This window comes from Streptomyces sp. NBC_01481 (genome assembly GCF_026339995.1).
Taxonomy (GTDB): Bacteria; Actinomycetota; Actinomycetes; order Streptomycetales; family Streptomycetaceae; genus Streptomyces.
This window is the reverse complement of the sequence record NZ_JAPEPT010000005.1, coordinates 842,378-855,251: the sequence shown is the minus strand read 5'-3', so window position 1 is coordinate 855,251 and position 12,874 is coordinate 842,378. Positions and strand designations below refer to the sequence as shown.

11 protein-coding genes are annotated in these 12,874 nt (G+C 69.5%); 9 read left to right on the top strand and 2 right to left on the bottom strand.

The features are described from left to right. Positions 1-150 precede the first annotated feature (150 nt). Together OOK40_RS29930 and glgB are read left to right on the top strand one after the other, a co-directional pair. Positions 151-1,539 (top strand): maltokinase, encoded by a 1,389-nt coding sequence (locus OOK40_RS29930; protein ID WP_266487616.1) that lies wholly within the window; start codon positions 151-153, stop codon positions 1,537-1,539. A 165-nt stretch (positions 1,540-1,704) separates the two neighbouring features. Further along, positions 1,705-3,876: a 1,4-alpha-glucan branching enzyme gene (glgB, locus tag OOK40_RS29925; RefSeq protein ID WP_266487746.1), complete on the top strand. Its 2,172-nt coding sequence runs from the start codon at positions 1,705-1,707 to the stop codon at positions 3,874-3,876. Here glgB and OOK40_RS29920 read toward each other — a convergent pair. After that, complete coding sequence (locus tag OOK40_RS29920; RefSeq protein ID WP_266487615.1) at positions 3,851-6,061, bottom strand: UvrD-helicase domain-containing protein; 2,211 nt, start codon at positions 6,059-6,061, stop codon at positions 3,851-3,853. The genes glgB and OOK40_RS29920 overlap by 26 nt on opposite strands. Positions 6,062-6,194: 133 nt before the next feature. Here OOK40_RS29920 and OOK40_RS29915 point away from each other — a divergent pair, with 133 nt between their 5' ends. From OOK40_RS29915 to OOK40_RS29905, 3 genes are all read left to right on the top strand, one after another. Further along, a complete protein-coding gene (locus OOK40_RS29915; protein WP_266487614.1) occupies positions 6,195-6,821 on the top strand; it encodes a DUF6817 domain-containing protein in 627 nt (208 codons plus the stop codon). A 36-nt stretch (positions 6,822-6,857) separates the two neighbouring features. After that, a complete protein-coding gene (locus OOK40_RS29910) occupies positions 6,858-7,460 on the top strand; it encodes a TetR/AcrR family transcriptional regulator (RefSeq protein ID WP_266487613.1) in 603 nt (200 codons plus the stop codon). 98 nt (positions 7,461-7,558) lie between these two features. Continuing rightward, complete coding sequence (locus OOK40_RS29905) at positions 7,559-8,413, top strand: hypothetical protein (RefSeq protein ID WP_266487612.1); 855 nt, start codon at positions 7,559-7,561, stop codon at positions 8,411-8,413. Positions 8,414-8,442: 29 nt separating this feature from the next. On the opposite strand, the gene OOK40_RS29900 is transcribed toward OOK40_RS29905, so the two are convergent. After that, positions 8,443-9,771, bottom strand: coding sequence for a hypothetical protein (locus OOK40_RS29900; RefSeq protein ID WP_266487610.1), 1,329 nt, complete (start codon positions 9,769-9,771; stop codon positions 8,443-8,445). Positions 9,772-9,918: 147 nt separating this feature from the next. Between OOK40_RS29900 and OOK40_RS29895 the strand changes: the two genes are divergently transcribed. Genes OOK40_RS29895 through tgmC form a run of 4 tightly spaced genes read left to right on the top strand, consistent with a single transcriptional unit; the run spans position 9,919 to position 12,719 of the window. Continuing rightward, positions 9,919-10,455, top strand: a complete 537-nt coding sequence (locus tag OOK40_RS29895) for an ATP-binding protein (protein WP_266487744.1) — start codon at positions 9,919-9,921, stop codon at positions 10,453-10,455. Next, a complete protein-coding gene (tgmA, locus tag OOK40_RS29890) occupies positions 10,364-10,615 on the top strand; it encodes a putative ATP-grasp-modified RiPP (RefSeq protein WP_266487608.1) in 252 nt (83 codons plus the stop codon). Before OOK40_RS29895 ends, tgmA begins: the two co-directional genes overlap by 92 nt. Next, positions 10,615-11,586 (top strand): ATP-grasp ribosomal peptide maturase, encoded by a 972-nt coding sequence (gene tgmB, locus OOK40_RS29885; protein WP_266487602.1) that lies wholly within the window; start codon positions 10,615-10,617, stop codon positions 11,584-11,586. Before tgmA ends, tgmB begins: the two co-directional genes overlap by 1 nt. Continuing rightward, positions 11,583-12,719: an ATP-grasp peptide maturase system methyltransferase gene (gene tgmC, locus OOK40_RS29880; protein ID WP_266487600.1), complete on the top strand. Its 1,137-nt coding sequence runs from the start codon at positions 11,583-11,585 to the stop codon at positions 12,717-12,719. Before tgmB ends, tgmC begins: the two co-directional genes overlap by 4 nt. Positions 12,720-12,874 lie beyond the last annotated feature (155 nt).

Genomic DNA, 12,874 nt, shown 5'->3' with positions numbered 1-12,874 from the left:
GAGGTGCCTCCCGCGGGGCGGTTTCCCCCGCCCCGCACTGGGCACTCTCCCCCTCATCCCCGCGCGCCGCCGGACAGCCACTGCTGTAATCCGGGACACTCTGCGCATACAGCGCCATTGGAGTGCATCTCGGGGAAAGGACGCGATGCCATGTCGGAGGCTGCATCCACCCGGACTCCCGTCGCTCTTCTCCCGTCCCTCGCGCCCCTGCTGCTCGCCTGGCTGCCAAGACAGCGCTGGTTCGCCGGCAAGGGCCATCCGCTCACCGGCTTCTCGCTCGTCTCCGCGACCGAGCTGCTGCCACTGGACTCAAAGACCGGTCCGGGGCTGCTGCATCTGCTCGTACGCGTCCAGCAGACCGGCCTTCCCGCCCTCTCCTCGCAGGACTGCTACCAACTCCTCCTCGGTGTGCGCCGGACGCTGCCACCGCAACTCGCGCCCGCGCTGATCGGCCATCTGACCGAGGGTCCGCTCGCCGGGCGGACGCTCTACGAGGGCCTGCACGACCCACGCCTGGCCGAGCTGATCCTGGAGCGGCTGCGCACGCCCGGCGCGCTCGGGCCGCTGCGCTTCGACCGCTTCGAGGCGGCCGGGGTGATCCCCGGCGGGCTCACCGCGCGCCCCCTGGAGGCCGAGCAGTCCAACTCCTCGCTGGTGTACGGCGACGCGTACATCCTCAAGCTCTTCCGCCGGGTCCACCCCGGCTCCAACCCCGATCTGGAGCTGCCGCTCGCGCTCGCCCGCGCCGGCTGCGGCCGGGTGCCCGCGCCCGTCGCCTGGTACGAAGCCACCGCGCCCGAGCCGTACACCCTGGGCGTGCTGCAGCCGTTCCTGCACGGCTCGCGCGACGGCTGGCTGCTCGCGCTCGAATCGCTGGCCGACGGAGGGGCCTTCACGAAGGAGGCCCGCGCGCTCGGCCGGGTCACCGCCGAGGTGCACACGGCCCTGGCGAAGGAGCTGCCCACCGTGATGCTGCGCCGGCCGCAGGCCGAGCATCTGGCGCAGGCGATGACGGCACGTCTGGACGCGGCCGCGCAGGCCGTGCCCGCGCTGCTGCCGTACGTTCCGCGGCTGCGTGCCGCCTTCGACGCGATCGCCGCGCTGGGCAGGCGCGGTTGCGCCTGGCGGGCCCAGCGCGTCCACGGCGACCTCCATCTCGGGCAGACCCTGCGGGGCGGCGGCTCCCACGGCGACGGCCACTGGTCGGTCATCGACTTCGAGGGCGAGCCCGCACGCCCGCTCGGCGAGCGCCGCAGGCCGCAGCCCACGGTGATAGATGTCGCGGGCATGCTGCGCTCGTTCGACTACGCGGCCCGCACCCACCGCCCGTGGAACCCGAACTGGGCGGATGGCTGCCGTGCCGCCTACTGCGAGGGCTACGCCGAGACGGCGGGCGCCGATCCCCGTACCGAACCCGAGCTGCTGCGCGCCTACGAGACGGACAAGGCCGTGTACGAGGTCGTCTACGAGGCCCGCCACCGCCCCGACTGGCTTCCGGTGCCGATGGCGGCGATCGACCGCCTGGCCGCCACCAACTGAATTTCCGCCAAGGAGGCAGACCCCGTGACCGCCCGACCCCCGTCCCGCAATTCCTCCGACTCCCACAGCCCCCGGCAGGCGGCCGACGCCGGGCCCCGCAAGAACACGGACGCGCCACGGCCGCGGGCGGGCGGCAGCCACGGCGTCCGGCCCGCGCAGCCGCTCATGGACGGGGACCGGGAGCGGCTGCTGACCGGCTCCCACCACGATCCGCACTCCCTGCTGGGGGCGCACTTGATGCGGGGCGGTGTCGAGCTGCGGGTGCTGCGTCCCTTCGCTCAGTCGGTGACCGTGCTCGCCAAGGGGCTGCGGGCGGAACTGCACGAGGACGGTGACGGCTTCTTCTCGGGTCTGCTGCCATTGCGCACCGTCCCGGAGTACCAGCTGCTCGTCGTATACGACGGGACCGCGATGGAGGTGCAGGACCCGTACCGCTTCCTGCCCGCGCTCGGCGATCTCGACCTGCATCTGATCGGCGAGGGGCGGCACGAGGAGCTGTGGAAGGCGCTCGGGGCGCACCCCATGGCGCACCAGCAGGTGACGGGCACCCGGTTCACGGTGTGGGCGCCCAATGCCCGCGGGGTGCGGGTCGTCGGCGACTTCAACTACTGGGACGGCACCGGGTATCCGATGCGCTCGCTGGGCTCCTCGGGCGTGTGGGAGCTGTTCCTGCCCGGCGTCGGCGAGGGCGCGCTCTACAAGTTCGACATCACCCGCCCGGACGGCTCGCACACCCTGCGGGCCGACCCGATGGCGCGGCGCACCGAGGTGCCGCCCGCCACCGCGTCGATCGTGACCGAGTCCCACCATGTGTGGCACGACGAGGAGTGGATGGCGCACCGCGCCGACCGGCCGGTGCACGAGGCGCCGTTCTCCGCCTACGAGGTGCATCTCGCCTCCTGGCGGCCCGGCCTCACCTACCGCCAGCTCGCCGTCCAACTCCCCGCGTACGTCAAGGACTTGGGCTTCACCCATGTGGAGCTGATGCCGGTCGCCGAGCATCCCTTCGGCGGCTCCTGGGGCTATCAGGTCACCGGCTTCTACGCCCCGACCGCCCGAATGGGCACCCCCGACGACTTCCGCCATCTGGTGGACGCCCTGCACCGGGCCGGGATCGGCGTGCTGGTCGACTGGGTGCCCGCGCACTTCCCCAAGGACGACTGGGCGCTGGCGGAATTCGACGGCCGATCGCTGTACGAGCACGACGACCCGGCCCGTGCCGCGCACCCCGACTGGGGCACCCTCGAATTCGACTACGGCCGCAAGGAGGTACGCAACTTCCTGGTCGCCAACGCCACGTACTGGTGCGAGGAGTTCCACATCGACGGGCTGCGGGTCGACGCGGTCGCCTCGATGCTCTACCTCGACTACTCGCGCGAGCACGGCGAATGGTCGCCGAATGAGCACGGCGGCCGGGAGAACCTGGACGCGGTCGCCTTCCTGCAGGAGATGAACGCCACGGTCTACCGGCGCTGCCCCGGTGTCGTCACCATCGCCGAGGAGTCCACGGCCTGGGACGGCGTCACCCGCTCCACCCACCATGTGGGCCCGGGCGGTTTCGGCGGCCTCGGCTTCGGCCTGAAGTGGAACATGGGCTGGATGCACGATTCGCTGGGCTATGTCTCGCACGAGCCGGTGCACCGCAAGTTCCACCACAACGAGATGACGTTCTCGATGGTGTACGCGTACAGCGAGAACTATGTCCTGCCGATCTCGCACGACGAGGTGGTCCACGGCAAACAGGCGCTGGTCAGCAAGATGCCCGGCGACTGGTGGCAGCAGCGCGCCAACCACCGCGCGTATCTGGGCTTCATGTGGGCGCATCCCGGCAAGCAACTCCTCTTCATGGGCCAGGAGTTCGCCCAGGGTGCGGAGTGGTCGGAGGGCCACGGCCCCGACTGGTGGCTGCTGGATCCCTCCTACGCCGCGGAGGCGGACCACCGCGGCGTACGGGACCTCGTGCGCGACCTGAACACGGTCTACGCCGCCACCCCCGCGCTGTGGCAGCAGGACACGGACCCCGTCGGCTTCGCCTGGGTGGACGGCGACGCCGCCGAGGACAATGTCTTCGCCTTTCTGCGCTTCGACGCCACGGGCGCGCCGCTGCTCGCCGTGAGCCACTTCTCCCCGGTGGTACGCCACGAGTACCGCCTCGGTGTGCCGGAGGCGGTCCAGGCGTGGACCGAGGTACTCAACACGGACGCGGTCCGCTACGGCGGCGGCGATGTGCTCAACCCGGACCCGCTGAAGCCGGAGTCGGTCCCCTCGCACGGCCGGCCGACGAGCATCCAGCTGACGCTGCCGCCGCTGGCTACGGTGTGGCTGCGGCCGGTCTGATGATCCCGAGCCGCTGGGTGGCCCGGGTGAGCGCCACATAGAGGTCGTTGGCGCTCATCCGGTCGGGGTCGACGACGAGGACCGTGTCGAATTCGAGGCCCTTCGCCTGGCGCGGGTCGATGAGAACCACGGGCAGGGACAGATCCAGCGGTCCGTCGTTCTCTTCCAGTCCCGCGAGTTCGGCGTGCAGCTCGCGCGGGGCGATCACCGCGAGCCGGCCCTCCTCCGGGGCTTCCTCGGCGGCGATCCAGGCCACCTCGCCGAGCGGCACGGTCCGCTCCCAGGGCCCCATACCCGTCGAGCGGATGGAACGGGGCGGCTCGAAACCGGGGTCGGTGGCCCGCCGCCGCTGCGACGCGTACTCCATGATCTCGGCGGGCGTACGGTAGTTGACGCCGAGCCGGGCCAGCTGCCAGCGGTCCTGGACGTAAGGGGCGAGGATCTCCTGCCAGGATTCGCATCCGGCCGGGTCACCGGTCTGTGCCGGGTCGCCGACCAGTGTCATCGAGCGGGTCGGACTGCGCCGCATCAACAGCCGCCAGGCCATTGCCGACAGCTCCTGCGCCTCGTCGACGATGATGTGTCCGAAGGCCCAGGTCCGGTCGGCGGCGGCACGCTCGGCGGCGCTGCGGTGGTCGGCCTCCTCCTGCCGCTCGGCCATGCGCTCGGCGTCGATGATGTCGTGTGCGGCAAGGACCTCGGACGCGTCCTCGTCGATCTCCTGCTTGTCCTCGAACTCGTAGGTACGGGAGGCGTACGAGACGTCGAGAACGCCCTGCGCGTAGGCGATCTGCCGGGCCCGCTCGGCCTCGGCGGCGGCCAGGGCCGCCGAGTTGTCCTCACCGAGCAGCTCTGCGGCCTCGTCGAGGAGCGGCACGTCGGCCGCGGTCCATCCGCCGCCGGTGCGCCGGATCAACTCGGCGTCGTCTTCCGGCAGATGCGTGGGATGCGCGAGGTAGTCCGCGAGGAACTGCTGCGGGGTGAGCGGGGGCCACAGCGACGCGATGGCGGCATGCACCTCGGCGCTGGCGGCGATGGCCTTGCCGAGCTGGGCGATGTCGTCGGGGCCGAGGAAGTTCGGACCGCCGTACGGGTCGGCGCCGATCCGGTCGGCGAGCTGGGTGGTCAGGTCGTCGATGATCCGGAAGACGAAGTGCGGGCGGGCCAGATTGTGCGGCAGGCCACTCTCGCGGGCCTTGTGCCGGGCCTCGACGGCGATGTCCCAGGCGAGCAGCAGATCCCCGTCGTCGTGCCGGATGACCACGGGGGCGTCCTTCTCGGGCACCTCCTGCCGGTCCCGTACGGCCTCGGCCAGGGCGCCGGCCATGTCCGCGCGGCCCTTGACGGCCGCCGCGGCGGGGCTGTCCGTGCCCGTGACGGAGACGCCCGGAAACAGCTCGCCGACCGTCGCCAGCAGCACGCCCGTCTCACCGAGCGAGGGCAGCACCTCGCCGATATAGCCCAGGAAGGCCGGGTTGGGCCCGACGATCAGCACGGCACGCTTGGCCAGCTGCTCCCGGTTCGCGTACAGCAGATACGCGGCCCGGTGCAGCGCGACCGCGGTCTTCCCGGTGCCGGGCCCGCCCTCGACGACGAGAACTCCGCGGTGCGGGGCGCGGATGATGTGGTCCTGCTCGGCCTGGATCGTCGACACGATGTCGCCCATCCGACCGGTACGGGCACTGTTCAGCGCGGCGAGCAACACCTCGTCGGCGTCGTGCGACTCGTATCCGGTGCGGGTGGTGTCGGCGAGATCCATGATCTCGTCGTGCAGCGCGGTGACGGTTCGGCCCTGGGTGGTGATGTGCCTGCGGCGGCGCAGCCCCATCGGCTCATATCCGGTCGCGAGATAAAACGGCCGCGCGACGCGAGCCCTCCAGTCGATGAGCAACGGAGTGCGCTCCGCGTCGTCGCGCCGGATTCCCGTACGCCCGATGTGGTACGTCACTCCGTCGCGCCGGTCGATGCGCCCGAAACAGAGCCCGGTGTCGGCGGCATTCAGCGCGGAGAGCGTGGCGGAGTACTCGGCCACGCCGACATCGCGCTCCACCAGCGCCTGCCGATCGGTGCTGACCTGCGCGATCGTGGCGTTCATGGCGGCTTCGGCCTCGGCCCTGAGCTGGGCGAGCCGCTCGTGGGCGAGGGAGACGAATTGTTGTTCCTGCCGCAATTCCTCGCTTGACAATTCAGCTCCTGACGCGATACAGTGCCTTTATTGAGCTTCTCCGTGCTATTCAAAGTACGCGAACACGGAAACACTTAATATACGCAGAGAATGACCCCGGTCGTCAATTCGGTTCCGGGGTATTTTTCTGCCCATGGACATACCGGGTAGCACGAGGGAAGCGGTCGCCCTGCTGCGTGAGCACGGCGCCGAGGGGATGGAACATCCGGGCGGGACACTGCTCGCCCACCTGGACCGGGTCCGGCAGCGCCTGTCGGAGTGGGGTGCGCGGCCTGAACTGCAGCTGGCCGGCCTGTGCCACGCGTTCTACGGCACGAACGGCTTCGCGAACGCCCTGCTGCCGCTGGACCGGCGTTCGGAGCTCGCGGCGGTGATCGGCACGGAGGCGGAGGAGCTCGTGTACTTCTACGCGAGCTGCGACCGCGAGGTGTCGTACGGGACGCTCGCGGACGAGGACGCGGCCTTCCGGGACCGCTTCGCGGGCGGGACGTATACGCCGCCGCTGGGCCGACGGCAGGACTTCGCCGAACTGACGGCGGCCAACGAACTCGACCTGGCGCGGGTGAACGACACGTTCCGGGCGGAGTGGAGCGGGGAGCTGCTGGGGCTGTTCACCAGGTGGCGCCCGCTGCTGAGCGGGGCGGCGTGGCAGGACGTGCGCGATCTGCTGGTGTTGCGGGACGAGGAGGGCACCGTCGCTGAAGGACCGCCAACTTCCGGTGCACGCAGGGGTATTGACGGGAGTCGACCGCCGGTTTGAGAATGACATGTCATTCCGCCGAGGGAGGGTGCGACCGTGCCCAGGGGTGTTGTCGACAAGCGCGACGCGATACTGCGCGCGGCGGGAAAGGTGTTCGCCGAGCGCGGCTACCACGCGACCGGCATCTCCGACATCGCCCAGGAGCTCGGGGCCGGACACGGCACGTTCTACCGGTACTTCAAGAACAAGGAGGACATCGCGCGCAGCGTTGTGTCGCGCGCACTGGGCCAGGTGATGGACGCCCTCTCCGACGAGGATCCCGGCTCCTGCGAGACACTGCCGCAGTACAGACAACAGGTCAGGCGCATCGGCCACAAGCTGTTCGACCTCGTCGCCGCGGAACCCGCGCTGTGCCACATCCTGTTCTACGACGCCATCACCATCGACCGGGCCGAGCCGGATCTGGCCGGCCGGGCCATGGAAGCGGCGGCGGAGTACACCGCCGCCTTCATCCGTAACGGACAGGACCGCGGCTTCCTGCGCCGAGACGTGGACGCGCAGGTGGTCGGGCTCGCGGTCAACGGAATGATCGTGACCGGGGCGGTGCGGCTCCTGCACGCACAGGACCCCGATGCCATGCGGGAGCCGTGGATTGGCACGGTGGAGACACTCATGTTTGACGGCCTCGGCTCCCCCTGAGACGCAGGACCGCAGGACCGCTCAACTTCTTCTGCCTACTTCTGCACTGCTTCTGCCTTCAGAACGGAATGACGTGTCATTCCGGAGAGGAGAGCACGATGGTTCAGGTCGATGTCTTCTGGTCCTACGGAATCGGCGCGAGCTTCGCGACCGCCGCCACGCATCAACTCAGGAGCAGGACCGGCTCCGCGCGTCACGCCGGCCCGTGGTCGGACCCGTACTTGATGGCGACCGTCCTGTACTGCGCGGTGCTGTTCGCGCCCAGCGGTGCGTGGCTGCTGTGGGGCTTCCCGGACTGGGAGACGATGCAGGCCGCGGACGGGCACGGTTCGCTGCCCGCCTGGCTGGTCGCCCTGTTCGCCGCGACGAACGTCAGCCAGGGCGTGCTCGGTTACTGGGTCGCGGCGCGCCTCATCGCCTCCGGCCGGGCATACGCGGCCTTCCTCCAGGCCGGGGTCGGATACACCGGCATGTTCTTCATCCTCGTCCACGGGTGGGACGGCCGCGGGTACCAGCGATTCTTCTCCGCCGACCGGGAGACGTTCGCAACCTGGCCGACGCAACCAGGCCCTGGGGAAGCTCTGTCGCGCATGGGCGACTGGCTGACCTCGCCGGTCGCGCTGACGCTCTACGGGATGGGAATCGTGCTGGTTCCGGTGATGCTGTCCCTGATGGTCCACTGGCTCCGGTCCGGCCAGCGCCAGGCCACCGCACCGGTGACGGGCCGGCTCCGCATCCTCGGCACCGTACTGGGAGCGGTCTTCGGCCTGGCACTCGGCACAGCGGTGGGCGCCTCCGTCCTTGTCCACCTGCTGGGTTGGTGGCTCGGCGTCCCGGTCGCCGTCGCCCTCGCCGCACTGCTGGTGGTACGCCGGGGCGCCGCGGCCGACCGCCTCTTCACGCTGCTCGCGCTCCCGCCGAGCGGAAGGGCGGGCCTGGAGCCTGTCCGGTGAGGAGCCCCAGCGGCAGAACTGGTCGGATGTCAGCCGGCTTTCTGCCGTGCCACCACCCGGACGCGCTCGTCGAGTTGCCGCACGACCCGGCTGTTCGGCTGGGCCCGAACAGCCTTTCGTAGCGTGGCGAAATGCTCGTCCCCCCGCGCCGTGGACAGCGCCGTGTAGTCGTCGAGGAACCTGTCCCACGTTGCGCATGCGGCTTCGATGTGCCCGAATTCCCACTGCTGGGAAGCGAGAACGCCGTTCGCGTGAACTCGACCCTGACGCTCGTTCGCGGGCCGGGCCCGATTGGACTGATGCATGGCTTGGATCGATCCGGGAAGGTCTCCCAACTCGTACAGGACATGGGAGACGTGGAACTGATAGGCAGCCTGGTCGTAGCCGCCCACCGCGTCGTTGCGGCCGTCCGCCTTGGCCAAGGCCGTCTCGGTTTCGCGCAGGCGACTGAACGCTTGGCGCCGGTCCTTCACCATCGCCGCACCGTGGGCCTGCTGACCCCGGAGAAATGCAGTCAGCCTCGGGCCGGCGGCAGGTGCCGCTTCCGCCGCGGAATCCGCGTACTCCAGCGCCTTCGGCCCGTACCCGAGATTCGAGGCTTGGAGAGCCATGCCCCTCAGGGTGCGGCAGTAAGTGACGTGATCCCGTGCGTCTTTCGCAAGGTCGAGGGCCTGAACGAAATACTTCTGCCCAAGGCCGTGCGCCCGCTCGTACATGGCCATCCACCCCGTGAGATACACGAAGTCGGCGGCAGCGGCGAGCATGTCGTCACGCACTTTCAGCGTGGCATCGGCGTCCATCCACGACAGGACGGTGTTCGCGAGGAACGCAGCCGCCATCGGCCGCGCATGGCCACCGCCGAGGTCGTCGAGAATCGCCGCGATGTGGTCGGTCATCTTCTGGACCGTCGCGACTTCACCAGGTCCGATCCGGACCGTACGCCCGGCCTTGATGTCTTCGTCGGAGGCATCGAGCCGGTCACCCACGTCGGAGAACCGCGGCACCATCATCGCCGCCGAATACAGCCCGGCCGAGAGCACGCCGCGTCGTGATGGGTCCATATCGCCCCTTACGAGATCGGCCAGATTGGCGACGTTGTCCGTGGTGTGGCCAGGGAATCCGGCTTCTGCGCAGGTGATCGGCCGCCGGATCCGGCGGGAGAGCGCTTCGACGACGACCGGCCGGGCGGCCTCCTTCGGGAGCGCGCCCTTGAGCCAGTACGTCACAGTGCTGGCCCCGTAGTTCAGGGTGAGGCCCGCCTCCGCACCGGCACGGTTCACTGCTCGCGCGAGCTGCCCATTTCCCCAGTCGGCCTCAGCCATCAAGGCGGCGAGGGCCGTGTTCGGCGTGCGTCCCATTCCAGCTCCCCTGGCATTCAACGCATTCAACGGACTTACCAGCATGGACCGTTCTCTCGTTCGGTGTACCCCCGTTGAATGACTACCAGCCACCCAGAGTCATCGGTCAACCACACCACGCTCCCCCACCCCTGCGAGGAGTCCTCCTTGACCCGCCGCGCCCGCATCGTCGTACCCGGTGATCCATCCGCCGTCGCCTTCGCCCGCGCCCGCGTCATCACCCACGTCCGTACGTGGGGAGTACCGCTGGACGAAGAGCTGCGGGAGAGCGTGAAGTTGGTCGCCTCGGAGCTGATCACGAATGCCGTCGTGCACGGCGGCGGGTTCGCCACGGTCGGGCTGTACTACGCCGACGGCCGTCTCCTCCTTGTCGTTCACGACGGCAACGCGGACGAGCCCAGACGCGAGTGCGCGACCGGTGACGACGAGGCCGGCCGGGGTCTGGCCCTGGTGGAGTTACTCGCCGCACGCAACGGCTGGGAGCCCACCGCCAACGGCAAAAAGGTGTGGGCCGAGTTCGACGTGCCCACCGAAGCGCTCCGCCCCCTCCCCACCCAGTTTCCAGCGTCACCACCACGGAAGGTGAACAACGATGACGACTACCGCCGTAGCACCCTGGGGGCTCACCCGTATGAAGCCCTTCCCGGCCTCCACCGTTCTCCCGTGCGCCGCGATCGTCCTTGACCCGGACGCGCAGACAGGCCAGTGGATCACCGAGGACGGAGACAGCGTGCCGATGCTGGACCGGCACAAGCGGTCGGAGACCTCGAAGGAGACCTCGACGAGGACGAGCCTTGACGGCAACTCCGACCAGGGCAGTGACCAGTCCGGAGACTCCGACTGATGCCGGGCGGCAACTCGCCTGTGCTCGTCGTGACCCGTCTGGACGACGTCACCGCCGACACAGTTATCAGCGAACTGAACCGGCGCAAGCAGCCCGTGGTCCGTCTCGACCCCGGCAACTTTCCAGACAGCGTCACCATGACCACAGCAATCGACTCCTGCGGGCTGTCGGGCCTTCTACGCACGGCCACCCGGGCCATGGAGATCGGCGGCGTGCGGTCGGTGTACTGGCGTCGCCCCGGCATGTACGCCGCCCCCTACGGCATCGAAGGGCAGGATGGCCGCTGGTGCGCTGAAGAGGCCCGGTACGGGCTCGGCGGGATTCTGGGCGCTCTGCCGGGTGCGCACTATGTGAATCACCCCTGGCGCAACCGGGATGCCGAGTACAAGCCCGCACAGCTCGCGGCGGCCGCACGCTGCGGGCTGAGCGTGCCGCCGACCCTCATCACCAACGACCCTGACCGGGCACGCCGGTTCGCCGACGCGCATGGTCCCGTGATCTACAAGCCGTTAAGGGAAACCGACTACCTCGATGAGACCGGCCACGCGCTCACCGTTTGGATCGACGAGGTGAGCGCCGAGAGCATCGGCGACGGCGTAGCGCACACAGCGCATCTGTTCCAGCAGCGCGTGAACAAGGTCGCCGACATCCGGATGACGGTCGTCGGCCGGCGCCTGTTCCCCGTTCGCATCGACGGCTCGCCCGGCGTGGACTGGCGACGTCACTACGAAGCTCTCACGTACAAGCTGGATGATGCTCCCCCGGACGTGGCCAAGGGCGTACGCGCCTACCTCGACGCCTTCGGTCTGACATTCGGCGCTTTCGATTTCGGGCTGGACGCGGAAGGCCGATGGTGGTTCTACGAGTGCAACCCCAACGGCCAATGGGCATGGTTCCCCGACTCCATCACCCATCGGATCACCGCTGCCATCGCCGACCAGCTCCACAACCCCCCAGGTGCCGAAACATGACAACGACCGCCGCCGCCCTTCGCCGCGAACTCGCAGCCACCCTCGCCGAACGCGGCCACCTCACCGACCCCGCATGGCGTGCCGCCGTCGAGAGCACGCCCCGGGAACTCTTCCTGGGCCCCTCGTTCTACCGGCCCTCCGGCGCCCAGTGGGAGCCCGTACACCGCGACCCGCTCGGCGTCGACGATTGGCTGCGCCTGGTCTACTCCGACACCACATGGGTCACGCAGGTCGACGGCATCGACGCCGCTGACGCGCCCGGCCCGCTGGCGGGGCGGCCGACCTCGTCCAGCACGCTGCCGTCCCTCGTCGTGCGGATGCTCGAACTCGCGGGCCTGCGCGACGGCGACAAGGTCCTGGAGATCGGCACCGGTACCGGCTACTCCACCGTGATCCTTTGCCACCGGATGGGGGAACGGCTGGTGTTCTCCGTCGAATACGATCCCGGACTCGCGGCGCTGGCCGCCCACCGCATCCACGACGCCGGTTTCTCTCCCACCCTCGTCAACGGCGATGGCCTCCAAGGGCACAAGGACGGCGCGGACTACGACGCCATCGTGGCCACATGCTCGGTGCGCAGCATCCCCCGCTCGTGGCTGTGGCAACTCCGCGACGGCGGCACCATCACCACCACCATCAGCGGATGGATGCTCGCGTCCGGCCTGATCCGACTCACCATGGACGATGACGGCGCCGCGACGGGACGCTTCACCGGCGAAACCATCGGCTATATGCTCGCCCGCCCGCACGAGCGGCCGCCCAGGCCGCAACTCGTCCTGCACCCCGGCACCACCCGTGCCACCCTCGTCGACCCGGCCCTCATCGAGAACTGGACCGGACACTTCCTCGCCCAGCTCGCCGCCCCGTCCGCTGAACTCGTCTCCATCGGAGACAGCGTGATCCTCGTGGACGTGGCCACTGGTTCCCAGTCATGGACGGAACCGGCGGGAGACGGCTGGACCGTGCACCAACACGGGCCGCTGCGCCTGTGGGACCAGGTGGAAGACGTGCTGACGACATGGCAGGAGGCAGGTGCACCCGATCAGTCCGCCTTCGGCATGACCGTCACGGACGACACACAAACCGTTTGGCTGGGCGAGCCCTCCGGATTGTCGTGGCAACTCCCCATCTGACACCTGGGGGAATGGCGCTGATCACCGCGTCTGGCACGACCGGCACCACCCTCCGGCAGTCGCCCGGGCCTCGTCGATCAGGCGCGCGATCCGCGGATCGGCTCTGCGCCGCGCGCTGTGCCCCCGGCCGAGGGTGGCGTAAGGGCCGTCGCGGT

What these genes read in the sequence shown, in the direction of transcription:
- OOK40_RS29930 (WP_266487616.1), top strand. Translation starts at nt 151, where the DNA reads ATGTCGGAGGCTGCATCCACCCGGACTCCCGTCGCTCTTCTCCCGTCC.
- glgB (WP_266487746.1), top strand. Translation starts at nt 1,705, where the DNA reads ATGGACGGGGACCGGGAGCGGCTGCTGACCGGCTCCCACCACGATCCG.
- OOK40_RS29915 (WP_266487614.1), top strand. Translation starts at nt 6,195, where the DNA reads ATGGACATACCGGGTAGCACGAGGGAAGCGGTCGCCCTGCTGCGTGAG.
- OOK40_RS29905 (WP_266487612.1), top strand. Translation starts at nt 7,559, where the DNA reads ATGGTTCAGGTCGATGTCTTCTGGTCCTACGGAATCGGCGCGAGCTTC.
- OOK40_RS29900 (WP_266487610.1), bottom strand. Translation starts at nt 9,771, where the DNA reads ATGGGACGCACGCCGAACACGGCCCTCGCCGCCTTGATGGCTGAGGCC.
- tgmA (WP_266487608.1), top strand. Translation starts at nt 10,364, where the DNA reads ATGACGACTACCGCCGTAGCACCCTGGGGGCTCACCCGTATGAAGCCC.
- tgmB (WP_266487602.1), top strand. Translation starts at nt 10,615, where the DNA reads ATGCCGGGCGGCAACTCGCCTGTGCTCGTCGTGACCCGTCTGGACGAC.
- tgmC (WP_266487600.1), top strand. Translation starts at nt 11,583, where the DNA reads ATGACAACGACCGCCGCCGCCCTTCGCCGCGAACTCGCAGCCACCCTC.